This window comes from Kitasatospora sp. NBC_00039 (assembly GCF_045160625.1).
Taxonomy (GTDB): domain Bacteria; phylum Actinomycetota; class Actinomycetes; order Streptomycetales; family Streptomycetaceae; genus Kitasatospora.
The window spans coordinates 78,870-91,908 of sequence record NZ_CP108289.1 but is presented as its reverse complement, the minus strand read 5'-3'; the positions used below and the strand labels follow the sequence as shown (position 1 = coordinate 91,908).

At 70.2% G+C, this 13,039-nt stretch carries 20 protein-coding genes and 1 pseudogene; 11 read left to right on the top strand and 10 right to left on the bottom strand.

Annotated features, from left to right (window positions below):
- Window positions 1-88: 88 nt before the first annotated feature.
- Window positions 89-586: a DUF4352 domain-containing protein gene (locus OG286_RS00535; protein ID WP_405364581.1), complete on the bottom strand. Its 498-nt coding sequence runs from the start codon at window positions 584-586 to the stop codon at window positions 89-91.
- Window positions 587-1,019: 433 nt separating this feature from the next.
- On the opposite strand from OG286_RS00535, the gene OG286_RS00530 reads away from it, so the two are divergent.
- The 5 genes from OG286_RS00530 to OG286_RS00510 all read left to right on the top strand — a co-directional run bounded on the left by OG286_RS00530 (window position 1,020) and on the right by OG286_RS00510 (window position 3,939).
- Window positions 1,020-1,193 carry a hypothetical protein gene (locus OG286_RS00530; RefSeq protein WP_396325650.1) on the top strand — a complete coding sequence of 58 codons (174 nt, stop codon included), beginning with the start codon at window positions 1,020-1,022 and terminating at the stop codon, window positions 1,191-1,193.
- Window positions 1,194-1,304: 111 nt separating this feature from the next.
- Window positions 1,305-1,568: a hypothetical protein gene (locus OG286_RS00525; protein ID WP_396325649.1), complete on the top strand. Its 264-nt coding sequence runs from the start codon at window positions 1,305-1,307 to the stop codon at window positions 1,566-1,568.
- A 276-nt stretch (window positions 1,569-1,844) separates the two neighbouring features.
- Window positions 1,845-2,315, top strand: coding sequence for a ricin-type beta-trefoil lectin domain protein (locus OG286_RS00520; protein WP_396325648.1), 471 nt, complete (start codon window positions 1,845-1,847; stop codon window positions 2,313-2,315).
- A 281-nt stretch (window positions 2,316-2,596) separates the two neighbouring features.
- The gene (locus tag OG286_RS00515) at window positions 2,597-2,929 is read left to right on the top strand and encodes a hypothetical protein (protein ID WP_396325647.1); all 333 of its coding nucleotides are present in this window, start codon (window positions 2,597-2,599) and stop codon (window positions 2,927-2,929) included.
- 596 nt (window positions 2,930-3,525) lie between these two features.
- Window positions 3,526-3,939, top strand: coding sequence for a hypothetical protein (locus tag OG286_RS00510; protein ID WP_396325646.1), 414 nt, complete (start codon window positions 3,526-3,528; stop codon window positions 3,937-3,939).
- A gap of 9 nt (window positions 3,940-3,948) precedes the next feature.
- Here the strand turns inward: OG286_RS00510 and OG286_RS00505 are convergent, their stop codons facing one another.
- The 3 genes from OG286_RS00505 to OG286_RS00495 form a co-directional block, all read right to left on the bottom strand.
- The gene (locus tag OG286_RS00505; protein ID WP_405364579.1) at window positions 3,949-4,455 is read right to left on the bottom strand and encodes a hypothetical protein; all 507 of its coding nucleotides are present in this window, start codon (window positions 4,453-4,455) and stop codon (window positions 3,949-3,951) included.
- 121 nt (window positions 4,456-4,576) lie between these two features.
- Window positions 4,577-5,044: a hypothetical protein gene (locus OG286_RS00500; protein ID WP_396325644.1), complete on the bottom strand. Its 468-nt coding sequence runs from the start codon at window positions 5,042-5,044 to the stop codon at window positions 4,577-4,579.
- Window positions 5,045-5,095: 51 nt separating this feature from the next.
- Entirely contained in the window at window positions 5,096-5,677 is a 582-nt protein-coding gene (locus OG286_RS00495) for a hypothetical protein (protein ID WP_405364577.1), read from the bottom strand.
- Between the two features lie 295 nt (window positions 5,678-5,972).
- Here OG286_RS00495 and OG286_RS00490 point away from each other — a divergent pair, with 295 nt between their 5' ends.
- The 4 genes from OG286_RS00490 (at window position 5,973) to OG286_RS00475 (ending at window position 8,155) form a co-directional block, all read left to right on the top strand.
- Window positions 5,973-6,113, top strand: coding sequence for a hypothetical protein (locus tag OG286_RS00490; RefSeq protein ID WP_405364575.1), 141 nt, complete (start codon window positions 5,973-5,975; stop codon window positions 6,111-6,113).
- 48 nt (window positions 6,114-6,161) lie between these two features.
- Window positions 6,162-6,350 carry a hypothetical protein gene (locus OG286_RS00485; RefSeq protein WP_396325642.1) on the top strand — a complete coding sequence of 63 codons (189 nt, stop codon included), beginning with the start codon at window positions 6,162-6,164 and terminating at the stop codon, window positions 6,348-6,350.
- 477 nt (window positions 6,351-6,827) lie between these two features.
- Complete coding sequence (locus OG286_RS00480; RefSeq protein WP_405364573.1) at window positions 6,828-7,163, top strand: hypothetical protein; 336 nt, start codon at window positions 6,828-6,830, stop codon at window positions 7,161-7,163.
- 209 nt (window positions 7,164-7,372) lie between these two features.
- The gene (locus OG286_RS00475; protein ID WP_396326183.1) at window positions 7,373-8,155 is read left to right on the top strand and encodes an IS5 family transposase; all 783 of its coding nucleotides are present in this window, start codon (window positions 7,373-7,375) and stop codon (window positions 8,153-8,155) included.
- Here OG286_RS00475 and OG286_RS00470 read toward each other — a convergent pair.
- Window positions 8,121-8,602 (bottom strand): annotated as a pseudogene (locus OG286_RS00470) (hypothetical protein). The gene OG286_RS00475 and the pseudogene OG286_RS00470 overlap by 35 nt on opposite strands.
- A gap of 156 nt (window positions 8,603-8,758) precedes the next feature.
- Between OG286_RS00470 and OG286_RS00465 the strand changes: the two are divergent.
- Window positions 8,759-9,190, top strand: coding sequence for a hypothetical protein (locus OG286_RS00465; protein ID WP_396326186.1), 432 nt, complete (start codon window positions 8,759-8,761; stop codon window positions 9,188-9,190).
- Here the strand turns inward: OG286_RS00465 and OG286_RS00460 are convergent.
- From OG286_RS00460 to OG286_RS00450, 3 genes are all read right to left on the bottom strand, one after another.
- Window positions 9,184-9,555 carry a hypothetical protein gene (locus OG286_RS00460; RefSeq protein ID WP_396326184.1) on the bottom strand — a complete coding sequence of 124 codons (372 nt, stop codon included), beginning with the start codon at window positions 9,553-9,555 and terminating at the stop codon, window positions 9,184-9,186. The genes OG286_RS00465 and OG286_RS00460 overlap by 7 nt on opposite strands.
- 14 nt (window positions 9,556-9,569) lie before the next feature.
- Window positions 9,570-10,448, bottom strand: a complete 879-nt coding sequence (locus tag OG286_RS00455; RefSeq protein ID WP_405364571.1) for a hypothetical protein — start codon at window positions 10,446-10,448, stop codon at window positions 9,570-9,572.
- Window positions 10,449-10,584: 136 nt separating this feature from the next.
- A complete protein-coding gene (locus tag OG286_RS00450) occupies window positions 10,585-11,160 on the bottom strand; it encodes a hypothetical protein (RefSeq protein WP_405364569.1) in 576 nt (191 codons plus the stop codon).
- A gap of 243 nt (window positions 11,161-11,403) precedes the next feature.
- Here OG286_RS00450 and OG286_RS00445 point away from each other — a divergent pair, with 243 nt between their 5' ends.
- Window positions 11,404-11,943, top strand: coding sequence for a putative immunity protein (locus OG286_RS00445; protein ID WP_396326022.1), 540 nt, complete (start codon window positions 11,404-11,406; stop codon window positions 11,941-11,943).
- 47 nt (window positions 11,944-11,990) lie between these two features.
- On the opposite strand, the gene OG286_RS00440 is transcribed toward OG286_RS00445, so the two are convergent.
- Complete coding sequence (locus OG286_RS00440; protein WP_396326023.1) at window positions 11,991-12,155, bottom strand: hypothetical protein; 165 nt, start codon at window positions 12,153-12,155, stop codon at window positions 11,991-11,993.
- A gap of 14 nt (window positions 12,156-12,169) precedes the next feature.
- Entirely contained in the window at window positions 12,170-12,391 is a 222-nt protein-coding gene (locus OG286_RS00435; RefSeq protein ID WP_396326024.1) for a hypothetical protein, read from the bottom strand.
- Window positions 12,392-13,039 lie beyond the last annotated feature (648 nt).

Genomic DNA, 13,039 nt, shown 5'->3' with positions numbered 1-13,039 from the left:
ATCAAGGCACCGGCGCCCGCGTGGCCTGTCTCAGCGCCGCGATCCGTGTTCGCCAGGAGCCCACCACGGCCGGCAACTTTCCTGTGGGTCAGGAGACGGTCCACTGGCCGGTGCTGGGGGCGAAGCCGCTGTCCAGGGCGAACTGGATCTTCGCGACCTGGGAAGCGGTTGGGATTGCGAACGTGATGTAGCCGAGGGCCGTGTCACCAGGGGCGATGGTGACGCTTCCGGGGAACCCGGGACCTGCGGTGGTGTCGGTGAAGGTGGCGGTGAACTGCTGCCCTTCGCTGTCGACGAGCCGCGCGCCGTTGCTGGGGCTGTCGTCGTACACCGCGGTTCCCGTGTTGCGAAGCCGGAACTGGACCGCGACCAGCTTCGTGCCGGCCTTGGGTGATGAGAACGCCTCCTTGGCAGTGGCGGGGTCGACGATTTTGACGACGGTGACGTCCACCTTCTCCTCCGGCTTCTGGCCCGAGAGCGCGAGAGTGTCCCCGACGGAGGCGGTCGTCGGAGCGGAGGCGGTGGACACCGACGAGGTCGCCTGCCCGGGCGAGGCGGAGGACGTCCCGGACATCGGTGGTGTCACCGAACTACTCTGCGGCGAGGTGACGACCGACTGCTCGCTCGAACACCCCGCAGCTAGCACCACCAGCGGCAAAGCCCACCCGAGTACGACCGTACGACGCATCAGATCCTCCATCCTCGGCAGCCGCTGCACTGACCACCACGATCGCCCCGATCCGCCCCACCCGCACGTCGCCAGCGTGGGCAGTCCCCTACAGACGACATCGCCGCGCTGCGGATGGTCCGCACTCTGGCCGCCGTCCTGGAGTCCACGCTTCACCTCGCCCAGGCGCCCTCTTGGAGCGCCGCGGCGAAGACCCGCTCTCCTGGAGGCCGCCGCCAGCCTCGCCCGGTCATCCCCCAGCAGCTCGCCGCCGCCCACACCCCAGCCGCCGGCACCGGCCCCGCCCGCCGCGCCCCCGACCCGGCTGCGCCCCCACAAGATGCCCGGCGCCGTGGCCCAGAATCTGTACGCCGCCGGGGACGCCGGAGCCGGCCAGGGCGAGCAGGAGCGGATCCTCGCCGAGGGCCTGAGGGAGCACTACTTCAAGGACAACGGCCACCGCACCCGCAACCTCGACGTCGAGCTCAACGACGTCGTCTCCTGGATGGACCTGGAGGGGCTGTAGACGCCCCCGAACACCCTGCCACACCCCTCTGTGTCGCCGAAAACGAAGTCCCGGCCGCCCCCAAGCGGCCGGGAATTTCTATTTGCGCACCGACGAAATTCGGAGAACAGAATGAGTGATCACTTCCACCGTGCCGACGATGACGGCCTGCCGTCCCTGCCGCTGCCCGTCGTCCCCGACCTGCTGAGCGGCCAGCTGATGATCCCGGCCGCCGCCGTCACCCTCCTGCTGCGCGCCATCGCCGCCGGCTGGACCGCCTGCCCCTGCGACGACACCGACTGCCGCTGGACCGCCGCGCGCGGAGTGCCCCTGGTGAAAGGCCCTGGTCATGCCGCAGATGTCGAAGGTCGAGCTGCACGCCGCGATCCGGCGTGACCATCGCGGCGACATGAAGCTGCGTCCGACGCGGAGGCATATGCCGGACCTGGCGACAATCTCGACGACACACTGCTGCATGACATGCCATCTGCACACGCATCTTAGTGCTGCCATCAGCCCTGACGGTGAAATTGTACCGATTTGGTGTCCCTGGAGATCTTCTTCGGGATCCTCAAATTTAGCTCAACTGGGGCCCTTGAGGGCACTCTCCAATTAACCTTTGGCTTATCGGGAGAGCAGTCGGCTCTTCCGAAAAGATCATCGTCTATCGGAATGGGGTATTCCGTGTTCCTCCGTTCAGCGAAGATCATATCCGCACTCGCCCTGGCGATCGGTGCCGTCAGCGCCGGTTCGGTGTCCTCGGCTTCCGCGGCGCCGGTCCCGGATGACGGCTTGTCGTTCATGCTGCAAAACGTGGCCACAGGGAAATGCCTGACTGCCACCAGCGCGGGCGCCGGCTTCGCCGAGGTGCTGATCCTCGGGTGCGACCGCAACAACTCGTCGCAGTGGTGGGGCAACAACGGCGACAAGCTGATGGAAATGAACTACCGGGGCGTCTGCCTGGTCAACCAGAACGGCCAGCCCGGCACCGGGCTCTGTAGCTCGAACAACCCGCACTGGTGGTACGGGGCAAACCCTTCCACCCTCTGGTCCACTTCGGGCAGCTATCTCACCACGGGGGGTTACACCGCCTGGCTGGGCCCCAACCAGGGTGATTTTAGCCAGTGGTACCGGGTTTACTAACCGGTCCATGCCGGGCGGCCGAAGTTCATTTCGGTCGCCCGGTCGCTATTGCTGTTGGCTCGAAACGGTAAGCCTGCGATTACAGTAATCCAGATCCGAAAGTCCGCTACGGCTCCGCAGGTCAGCGGGGAAATCGGTGTCGGGCACCGGCCCACCGTAGGTCGCACGGCCGGAGCGGGTTGCCGGGTGCTGCCCCACGGGCCGGTCCGGGGCGGCTACCGTCAGGAGCACAGGGCCCGGCCCGGCGCCGGGGATGCCGACAGGGAGAGGGGTTGGTGGGGATGAGCGCCCAGCCCGCCGAACGAGGGGGCGGCCGTCTCGGACTGCCGCCGATGGACACGGTGCAGGAACTGCGCGCCGCGCTGCGGGCCGGCCACGGCTTCCCCGGCGACGCCGAGTGCCTGGACGCCGAACTCGCCGAGCAACTGCTGCGCCGGGTGCCGGTTGACCTCCTCGACCAGGTCGAGGAGGTCGGCACGGTGGTCGACCTGGTCGCGGTCGCCGAGATCGTCGCCGCCTACCGCGGCCGCGTGCTGCTCGCCGCCGACCCGGAGACGGCCGCCGCGCTCGACGAAGCCGTTGCCGACCTGTTCGCCCGGCAGGGTGTCGAGTGACCGACCAGCACCAGCAGCCGGACGGCCCCGTGGTTGCGGTGGTCACCGACCGCGCCGCCCAGCGCGCCAAGGAACTCGGCGCCGGCGAGGCCCTGGAGACGCTGCGCGCCGAACTGGAGCAGCACCCGCGGCTCGGCCGGCTGATCCGTACGGTCACCGAGGGCGCCCAGCGGGTCGAGCTGTACTCCACCCGGATCGAGGCGACCCCGCCGAAGGCCGGCCCGCGCTCAACGTCGTGCACGCCTACGCCCCCGCCCCGCCCCGGCCGCCGACCGTACGGATCGCCGCCGTCGTCCCCGAAGACCCACCCCACCCCGCGCCGTAGACCAGTCCGGCCTGGCCGCGCCCGCTACGCTGGTGCCGGTGCCCGCCGGACCCGAGACGCACAATCCGGGCCATCACCGGCGGGCGCCGCGCTGCCGCTGGCCCGAGACAAGGCTGAGACACCCCGGTCCCAGCGCCGTCCCAGCTCGCCCGGTATGCCCGATTTGCTGGGACAGTCCCAGGCCATTTCCCAGGCAGCGACGGTGGCCGGACCTGAGACACAGAGTGGGACAGGCGCAGACTGGAAGAAGGCAGACCAGGAGGCGATTCCGGTGCGGACAGCACAGGTACGGGTAGGGAAGGCCTACCTGGTGCGCGTCCCGGCCCGGCTCCCCTACGACCGGTGCCCGCCGGACACCACCGACCTGGACAGCGTCCTGCTGCACTGGCGGCGTTGGATCCGCGCCGGCGCCGAGTTCGAGCTGACCGTCACCGACCTCCCGGAGCCGGACGGCGAGCACATGGTCGCCGGCGTTCTGGTCGCCGCGCACTCCGGGGTCCGGGTGAGGCTCACCGACGACCAGGCCGTGGAGCTCGGCCTGCCGCCCGGCGTCGGCTACGTCGTCACCGGCACCCTGGCCGACCTGACCGGCGCCCCGGTCGAGCTGATGACCTCAACCCCGATGACCGTTCCCGCCCGCTGGCTCCACCCGCTGGACCCGGACGGCTCGGCCGAGGAGAAGTAGCCGGCGGTCCTACCGCTGGCCTGCGGCGATGCCGGCCTCGGTGGAAGCCTCCATCGTGGTGGCGAGGGCGGGCAGCTCACGCCCCAAGTCGTTCAGGAGCGTGCCGGGCATCGCCGCGGCGAGCGCGCAGACGGCGACCACCGCGATCCGCTCGCCCGTCGACAGCTCCGGCATCTCGTCGGCGACCACACTGCCGGTGACGACACTGGCTCCAAGGTCGTAGCGCAGCTCCTCGTCCAGCTCGCCGTCGCCGCCCGGGACGACCTCCCGACCCGAGGCCCGCTCGACAGCATCGGCGGCCCGCTCCAGCACCACGCGGTGCCCGGCATCCGACTGCCGCCCGGCGAGCTCCCGCACCCACCCGGCCGCCCGCCGGCCCGCCTCCGCCGCCCCGGCGACCAACTCGTTCACCGCCTGCTGCCGCTCCCGCTCCATCTGCTCCCGGTCGTCGTCCTCGGGGTGCTGCGCGGTCACGGGCAGGACGATCACGTCTCTCATGACGGGTGAACTCGCCATCGCCGCCAAGGTCACGCACCTCGGTGGTTTTCGCCCCGCAAGACCGGTGAGTCTCTCCCCCCGCCAACCTCCCCGCCGCAGGCCGGAGCCCGCACGGCTGCGCACCGCACCTGCCGGTTGGTCAGGGGGCGGGGTAGGGCCTGGGGTGGCCCGCGCTCACGCACTGCCGGTTCTGCTGGTCGATCCGGTCCAGCGCGCCGGTGCGGCCCAGAGCCTCCTGCAGCATGACGACGGTGGACACCGCGATCGCGTGCACCTGCTCCTCGAGGGCGAGGTCGGCGACCGCGGCGCCCAGGCCGCTCTCGCCCGAGGCGACGCGGTGTACCGCCGCGGTGACCGCGAACTCCACCTCCAGCGGCGCCAGGGCCGCCACCGCTTCGAGGTTCCCGACCCGCATCGACGGCTCCCCCAGCTCGGTGAACAGCGCGTCGTGGTCGAGGACCAGCCAGGCCAGCACCCACTCCAGCCGGTCGGCGCCCAGGCCCGCGAGACAGCTCTCGACCGCGGCCCGGTCCCGCACGAGGTAGGCCCGCGTCAGATCGGAGGCCCGCCATGTCGCATCAACCAGTTGGTCGTCCACAGTCGTCATACCCCCGGTCTATCCGAGGGGCAGGCGCCGTGACCACCGGCATCAGCCGATTCACACCAACGAGCGGGAAGGGCGCAGCCGCGGTGCGGCGGCCATGACGACACTCGGCGACCGGCCCGCGCAACCGGCGGCTCCGCACGGTGCGCACGGACTGCTGCGCACCGCGTACGGCGGGGCCGGTCCGGCGGTGCGGCTACGATCCCGATCATGGAGACGGGAAACGACGCGCGGGGAATTGAAGTCGCCCCCGGAATCGACGCGCGAGGAATTGACGTTCCGCGCTGCCCGGTGTGCGACACCGAACTGCGCACCGGCGGCCCCGGCCGGCGCCCCGTCTACTGTGGCCGAGCCTGCTCCTCCAAGGCCTACCGCAGTCGGAAGACGGAGTACCAGCAGGACGCCGTCGCCGACGCCCTTGTTTCCTCGCGCGTCGAAACCACCGCCGTCGGCGAGGCCGGCCGCCACGAGCTCCTCGAACTCGCCACCGCCGTCCAGCGCGCCACCGCCCGCTTCCTCGACCGCCTCGACGAAGCCCGCCGCAGCGAGGGCGACGACCCACGCTGCAACGAGGCCCTCGCCCTCCTGGAGACCACCCTCACCGCCGCCACCGGCCGCATCGTGCGCAAGGCCCACGTGCTGCGCTACGAGATGGTCGTCGCCCGCCGCGAAGCCGAACAGGACACTCCCGGCGCGCCCGCATCCAGCCGTGATGATGCCCCGGAAGAAACGACGCGCCTCGAATCAAGCTCCGCCGTGGCTGCGGTTGTCCCATCTCCCGGGAGGGCCGTCCCGGCCCGGCTGGCACCGGCCCCCTCCACCGTGCCTACGGCCAACCTTGACGGCCCTGCAGAGGAAACGACGCGCGTCGAAACAAGAAGTGCGACCGCCGCCCTTGATGGCACGGGCCTTGAATCGACGCGTCGGAACAATGGGCGGCACCGTCCCGCACCAGGCCACCGCGCGGCCGGACACGGCCGCCGTTCCGCACGAGCAGCGCCTGGCCCTCGCCGCCGAGCGCACCTCCACCCCACCGTTCCAGCGCGGCCTCGGAGCCCCGACAACGACCTGAAACGCTCACGAGGGCGCGTTCCTGATCGAGGGCTGGCAGGACCACACCGTGTTCACGGTGCGCCGGCCCGACCGGCGCCTGGCCGGCTGGGTGGAGGCGACCGGCACCGGCGGCTGGACGGCGTTCATCGACGGCCGGGCCGTCGTCGACCCCACCGACGACCTGCCCTGGCTCTCCGGCGACGAGCAGCACGCGGTCACCCTCCTCGCCACAGCGCTGGACCAGCAGCCCGCCTGACCGCAGCCCGCGGTGCGCCGCCGTGCCCCGCACCCGGCCGGCGGCCAGCCCATAACAGCCGGCCTGGCCGCCGCGTGAGCGCCCGTGCGGCGGCCAGGCCGGTGCCGTCAGCGGCGCCCCGGACCGGCAATGGAATCGCCCGGGGCGCTGCCCGCCGATCCTTCCACGGCCCTGCCCGACCGACCAGGGCCGACCGGCAATCAGCTCACCGGCAAGGCCGCCCGGCTGGCGCCGGGCCGCAACCCTGTCCCACATACGGGGCTTACGCGGCATCACCGTGGGTACCGTTCCCGCCGATTGCTCGATCACACGGGAGGGGACCGGATGGGCATCCGGCTGCCGTGTAGGCAGACGGTCTTCCACCCCACAGGTCGCTCTGCCACTATTCCGGGGGAACTGCCGCGAGCCGCCCCGTGCGGTTTCACTGACCGAGGGAGTGCGGGTGCGCAGCATCCAATGCAAGGGGCGCCGACGGGTATGACGGAGCGACGAGCAGCCCGGCCCGACCAGTCGCAGGTCAAGGGCTGGGCGCTGCTCGCTATCGGGATGCTGCTTAGCCTGGTCAGTGCCTGCTGCGGAGTGATGGGCATGTGGCGCTGGCAGTTGATCAAGGACTCCGATCCCGCGCTGGCATACGACCTCTCACCTCTCTGGTGGGACGCTGTCGTGGCCGTCAGCGCACTCGTCGGAGCAAGTGCTGTCGTCCGCACCGGCTACCTGATCGACCAACGCAGACCGCTGCCTTGGCTAACTAGCCGTTGCTCTATCGATCTTGGTGATCGTGAGTTCGAGTCTGCCGACTCGGTCGGGTGATCTTCTGGTCGGCGGGGCATGAAAGTGGGGCCTCCCGCACAGCTCGTGGGTGTCGAATCCAGCCGAGCAACAGGAGGCCCCTGGTGCCGCAGTCTTCCGTCTCCGTGACGTTGCCGTCCAACTCCGCACCCCTGTCGTGTGATTGCCTCGCTCACCGGTTCGGGAATGCCGGGGACCGGCCGCACAGACGTCCGAGGTACCCCTCGGACATGACCGACGCGGAGTGGGCAGTCGTGCGCGACGCGATGCCCGTGCCCGCCTGGCTGGAGGGAAGGGGCGGGCAGCCGGAGGGCTACTGCCACCGGCAACTGGTCGACGCGGTGCGCTACCTGGTTGCGGGCGGCATCGCCTGGAGGGCGGTGCCCGCGGACTTCCCCGCATGGGACCGCGTCTACGCCTTCTTCCGGCGCTGGCGGGACAAGGGCCTGGTCGCGGAGTTCCACGACCGGCTGCGCGACCGGGTCCGCGAGGCGGCTGGCCGTGATCCGGAGCCGACCGCCGGGATCATCGACGCGCAGTCGGTGAAAGGGGCCGCGTCGGTGCCGGCTGCCAGCCGGGGGTTCGACGGCGGGAAGAAGGTGAACGGCCGCAAGAGGCACATCGTGGTGGACACCGTCGGGCTGCTGCTGGCCGTGATGGTCACCGCCGCATCCGTCACCGACCGCGAGGCCGGCCGGACGCTGCTGGAGCGGCTGCGTGAGCGGCACTGGCGCATCTCGCTGGTGTGGGCCGACGGCGGCTACACCGGACGCCTGGTCGACCTCGCCCGCGATGTCCTGCGGATCGCGCTGACAGTGGTCAGACGCACCGACGACGCCGCGGGCTTCGTGGTGCTGCCGAAAAGGTGGCTGGTGGAACGAACGTTCGCATGGCTGATGCACTCACGCCGCCTGGTCCGCGACTACGAGACCCGCACCGACACCTCCGAGGCGATGATCCGGTGGTCGATGAGCATGGTCATGAGCCGCCGGCTCGCCCGGCGAGCACGCTGAACATCCCCGGGTGTTCCTCGGCCAGCCAGCCCCGCGCGGCCAGTCGCTTCGCCTTCGACCGCACTCCCTCCACCTTCGCCGTGACCACCTCCAGACCCAAGGCCGCCGCGAGCTGCCGACAGTCCATCTCCTCCCCGCTCCCCGCCAGGACCTCCACGAGCCGCTGGTAGTCCGGCGCCAGCGCACCCGGATCGAGACCTTCCCTCCAGGCGGGACCACCGATCCAGGCGCCGCCCCGGCGACCCGCGCAGGCCGTTCACCGGCCACCCCGGCCGGCGGCGCCTCCTCGCCCACAGGAGGCCCTGCCAGGACTTCCGCCACCGTCTGACGGGCAATCACGAACCGCTCCCACGCGGCTTCCGCCTCCTGAAGCTCGGCCTGCAGGACCTCCACCCGTTGCCGGGCGGCACGCTCGCGCTCCTCCAGCAGCCCCATCACCGACGGCATCCGGCACCTCCACCGAAGAGACGACACGACACCCCGTCTCTGCCACCGAGGCACCCGCACTATGCCTGACCAGCGGAAACGCACCCGTCACTATCGGTTCGACAACGGCTTCTAAGTTGGGGCACAAGCAACCCGATTCCGATTGGTACTGGTCAGATGGCTTACAGCTCCAACACCGTCCCGGCTCGCTCATCCTCGAACGCGCGGTGGCCGCTGCTCACCACCATGGCGATCCTGACCGTCCCGATTGGACTGGCCTGCACCGTCTACGCGTTCTGGGCCCATGGCCACTACGTCGGCGGACTGGTGTGCGTCCCCACCCCCGCGATACCTGTGTCCGCACAGGTCGCCGCATGGGCTGGCCCTGCCGTCGGCATACTTGCCGCGCTCTTCCTCTCCATACTGCCGTGGGCCGCGGCGCGAGGTCGTAGCACCACGGCGCGGCCTCTCAAGCCGCTGCTGATCATCGCGCTCGTCATCGACCTGCTACTCATCGTGCCGGAGGTGGCCAACCTCCACTCGGTCCTTCCGGACTTCAAGCCGCACAAGGTCACCGCCACCTTCTGCGGCGGCGGCTACAGCTACTGAGATCCGCAAGCCCGCGGGCACCGGATCGAGGTTTTCGCGTTCCGGTCGGCCGGAACGCGGTGGGACACGACGTCCTCTTTACCGAACCCGTGACCAAGGTCCGCGAGTCCGCCCTGAACTCGATCCGCGAGGCGTTCAACCGCCACAGCCTGCCCCTGGATCTTGTCGAACCGCTGGCCCCAGCCATGCCGACGATGGCAGGTGAACTCCTCGCGCACGCCGTCTACATCTTCGGCGCCATACACCATCCGCAGTCCTGGCCGCTGATCGAGCCCTTCCTCCAGCACCCCGACGCGGACGTGCGCGAGGAAGCCCGCCGGGCAGCGACCGAGATCACCGCGTCCCGGCCGGAAGGCCGCATCCACATATTGCTCGCTGGTCAGCCCTCGCCGGTCTTTAGTTGCAGAATCTGCGCCTGGGCGTCGGCCAGCGGCAGGCTGCCGTTGCAGACGGCTGTGTGCAGGGACCGCTCCGCACCGTCGTCCTTCTCGGCGACGGATAGCGGAACTGGCTGCAGATTGGCGGGGTCCATCGGCGCACCGCCGAGCTCGAGGGGGACGATGTGGTCTTCCTCGTAGTGCGCCGGGTTCTGGTCGGCGAGGCCTAGTTGGGCCAGCTGCTGCTGCTTGAGCGTGTTCGTGAAGCTTGTGGACGGGCGGATTGTCGCGGTCCAGCCGGTGACGCAGATCGTCGACCGGATGGTGGCCTGGGTGACCGTCGGATTCAGGGAACCCTTCGGCGCCCCGGTTCCGGCGCCCAGCAGGTGCAGTGAACCCCGGACGATCACGCCGTTGCGAACCGTGTATGAGCCGGCGTAGTCGGAGGAACTCCCATCGGTGCGCACCGCGTGCAGATGTACGTCGACCGTGTCGCCGTGAACGGCGTCGACGCCGATGATGTCTGTCGCGGTGCCGGCGTAACCGGCTACGAAGGTGGCGTAGGAGGTGCCGAGGTTGGATCCTCCCAGGGCCCACGCGGCTTGGTAGTCGTGGGCGTTGATCGCGGCGTAGAACTGTTCGACGACGGCGTCGGGACTGGGTGCGGGCCGCGTTGCTGTCGGGGGTGCGGGGGTGCTTGGCGTGGGTGTTGCCGTCGGGGGTGCGGGGGAGCTCGGTGGTGGCGTTGCGGTCGGGACCTGCGTGGCGCTCGAGGTTGGCGTAGTGCTTGAGGGCGAGGCGGACTTCGGTCCGCCAGAACAGCCTCCCAGGGCCAGCAGCGCCGCTATCCCGAGGCCAGCACAAATCCTGGCAGTCCGCATGGTGCACCTCCGCACGGCAGGGCCCTGCCTTCATGGTGCACCAGGGCACGCCCGCGATTCCATATCCGATGGTGGCGTGATTCCCGAGGCGAGCGGGGTCAGCCGCGCGCGGCGTCCTACCGGTCGATGACCTTGCTCATGACCCGCCGTCTGGCCCGGCCACGTCCCGCGCGAGCGTGAACTGCCCCGGCGCGGACTCGGCCAGCCAGCCGCGGGCCACCAGCCGCTTCGCCTTCGACCGCAACGCCTCCACCTTCGCCGGCACCACCTCCATACCGAACGTGGCGGCCATCTCCTGGCAGGTCAGCGGACCTTGACCGAGCCGCTCGCGGTCGGCCAGGACCCGCAGGATGCGCTGGTAGTCCACCGACAGCACCGACCAGGCCAGCCCCGCGCGCCACATCGGCACCACCGGCTTCGGCTTCGCCACTGCCTTCGTCGGCTCGGGCCGCATCAGCCGCGGATCCAGATGCCGCAGGTCCCGGGAGGCATCCGGGCCGGCGATACCGTCGCCGTCCGGAGACAGCACCTCGCGGACCCGCGAGCGGGCGATGACCCACTCCTTCCAGTCCCGCTCGGCCACGGCCAGCTCGGCCGCGATGCGGTCGGCCTCCTCCCGCAGCTCGTCCACACGACGACGAGCAGTGACCTCGCGCTGTTCCAACAGCCCCCCAACCGACGGCCTCCCCGACCTCCACCGCAGCGACGGCATGACACGTCCTACCCGACCGGCGTCCGGATCGGCGACGCGGACATGGCCGCCCCGCCCCTGACACGGCACACCTTCCACGGCGGCTGGAACTATGTCCTGCACCCCGCCCTCGCCGATAGGGTGCGTTTCTCCTTGGGTGAGCGGATCTCGAACCTTCGTGCGACGAGGTCGAGTTACTGCTCCTGGTAGAGCATCGCGCCTGACCTCGTTGAGGCTGCGGCCCCGGTGCAGAAGGATGACGCCATGGTGGATGACTTCACGACGATCGAACTCAGCCGGTCCGAGCTCCGGGAGGTCGCTGGCTACGCGGTGGCGTGCGCGCGGCCTGCATTGGCGATCTTCGAACGTGAACGCCCTGACGATCGGCGCCCACGAGTCGCGATCGACGCCGCGCAGGCGTTGGCGGATGGGGCCGAGCGGTCCAAGGCGCTACGTGACAGCGCGTGGGCGGCACAACGGGCGGCTCAGGAGGCCCGCGATGCAGGACAGGCCGCGGCGAGCGACGCTGCCCGCGCGGCCCTCGCCGCGGCCGGTGCGGCGTTCCTCCACCCCCTGGCGAAAGCTACTCAGGTCAAGCACATCCTCGGATCGGCGGCTCATGCCGCGCTAGCATTCGAGCTGTCTGCCGGAGACGATCCCGCCGTCGGCGCCGACCACATCGCGCAGTCGCGGCTCCTTGCAAATCCCGTCGTGGCGGACGTTCTGAGGCGCTACCCGGTCGCCCCGCGTGGCGGTGGGCGGGCCGGAGAACTGATCCGTCAGTTGGACGCGTCGCTCCGGTGATCCCCGGCGGGGTGCGTTTTCTCCTTGCGTGAGCGGATCTCGAACCGTCATGCGGCGAGGTCGAGTTGCTCCCGGTAGCGCGTCGCGTGGGTGCGCTGGTACTCACGGTGGACGTGGAATCGCCAGTACTCCTCAAAGCCGCCGTTGGCGATGACCACCCGCAGAAGCAGGAGCGCTTCGCCGCCGGCCAGGCTCCATCTCTCATCGGTCACATCGAGGCGGCCTTTCATAGGTATTCGAGTACGTGCACGAAGTCGACGATGATGTCGACGGCCATGCCGCGGGCGCGGCGCGTTCGGCCGCGTCTTTGGGCAGCCCGTCCGCGGCGATGCTCGGCGCGGGCCCGGGCACCCAGCTGGTCCTGCATCATCTGCCGCAGCAGCTCACGCCCGGGGGCGGTGACGTAATCCTCCAACGCCTCCTGCGTGCAGGACATCATCTCCAGCATCGCGGGAACACGCCGAGCCGCCGTTCCCGTCCGCGTACGGGACCGACGGAACGGGCTGGACCAAAGTCAACGCGTCACCCGAGTGGTGAGAGGGGCTGCCACGTCCCCTCGATGGCCGGAGTCGGCGGAACAGTTCGCCCGGGCTGGCAAGGAGGGCGCCGATCCCCGTCTGTGCCGGGCCGTCGGCACGACCACCAAACGCCCTGTGAATTCGACACCACCTGGAACCGCTGGTCGGACTTGCCCGGTAAGGACCGTACAAGATCAGCGCATTCCTGAAGCGGTCGGCCCGACCCAGCCGTCGGAGCGGAACGTCGCTTGCGCCGGTCGGTGGCTCCAGTCAGTGGGCCTCGTTACCCAGCCGCCGGAGCGGTAGGTGTGGTCAGTCCGATGTGGTCGGGGCGCCGGGACGGTCATCCCCCTGGGCGGTGGTCGCCGTCCACTGCGGGAACTGCGCCATGGGTATCGCGGACGAGGCGGCGGAGTTGGGGCGCAGCGACGCGGCGGGGAGGAACGCGACGCGGCAGCGTCGGCACAGCCAGGTCGCCCCGCCACACTCGCTGGAGCTGCTGCCACTGCTCGTAGGTCCGGGGCCACTGGTCCGCCGTGTCACTTTGACGGCTTCGGTGGTCGGAATGGACGGCGAGT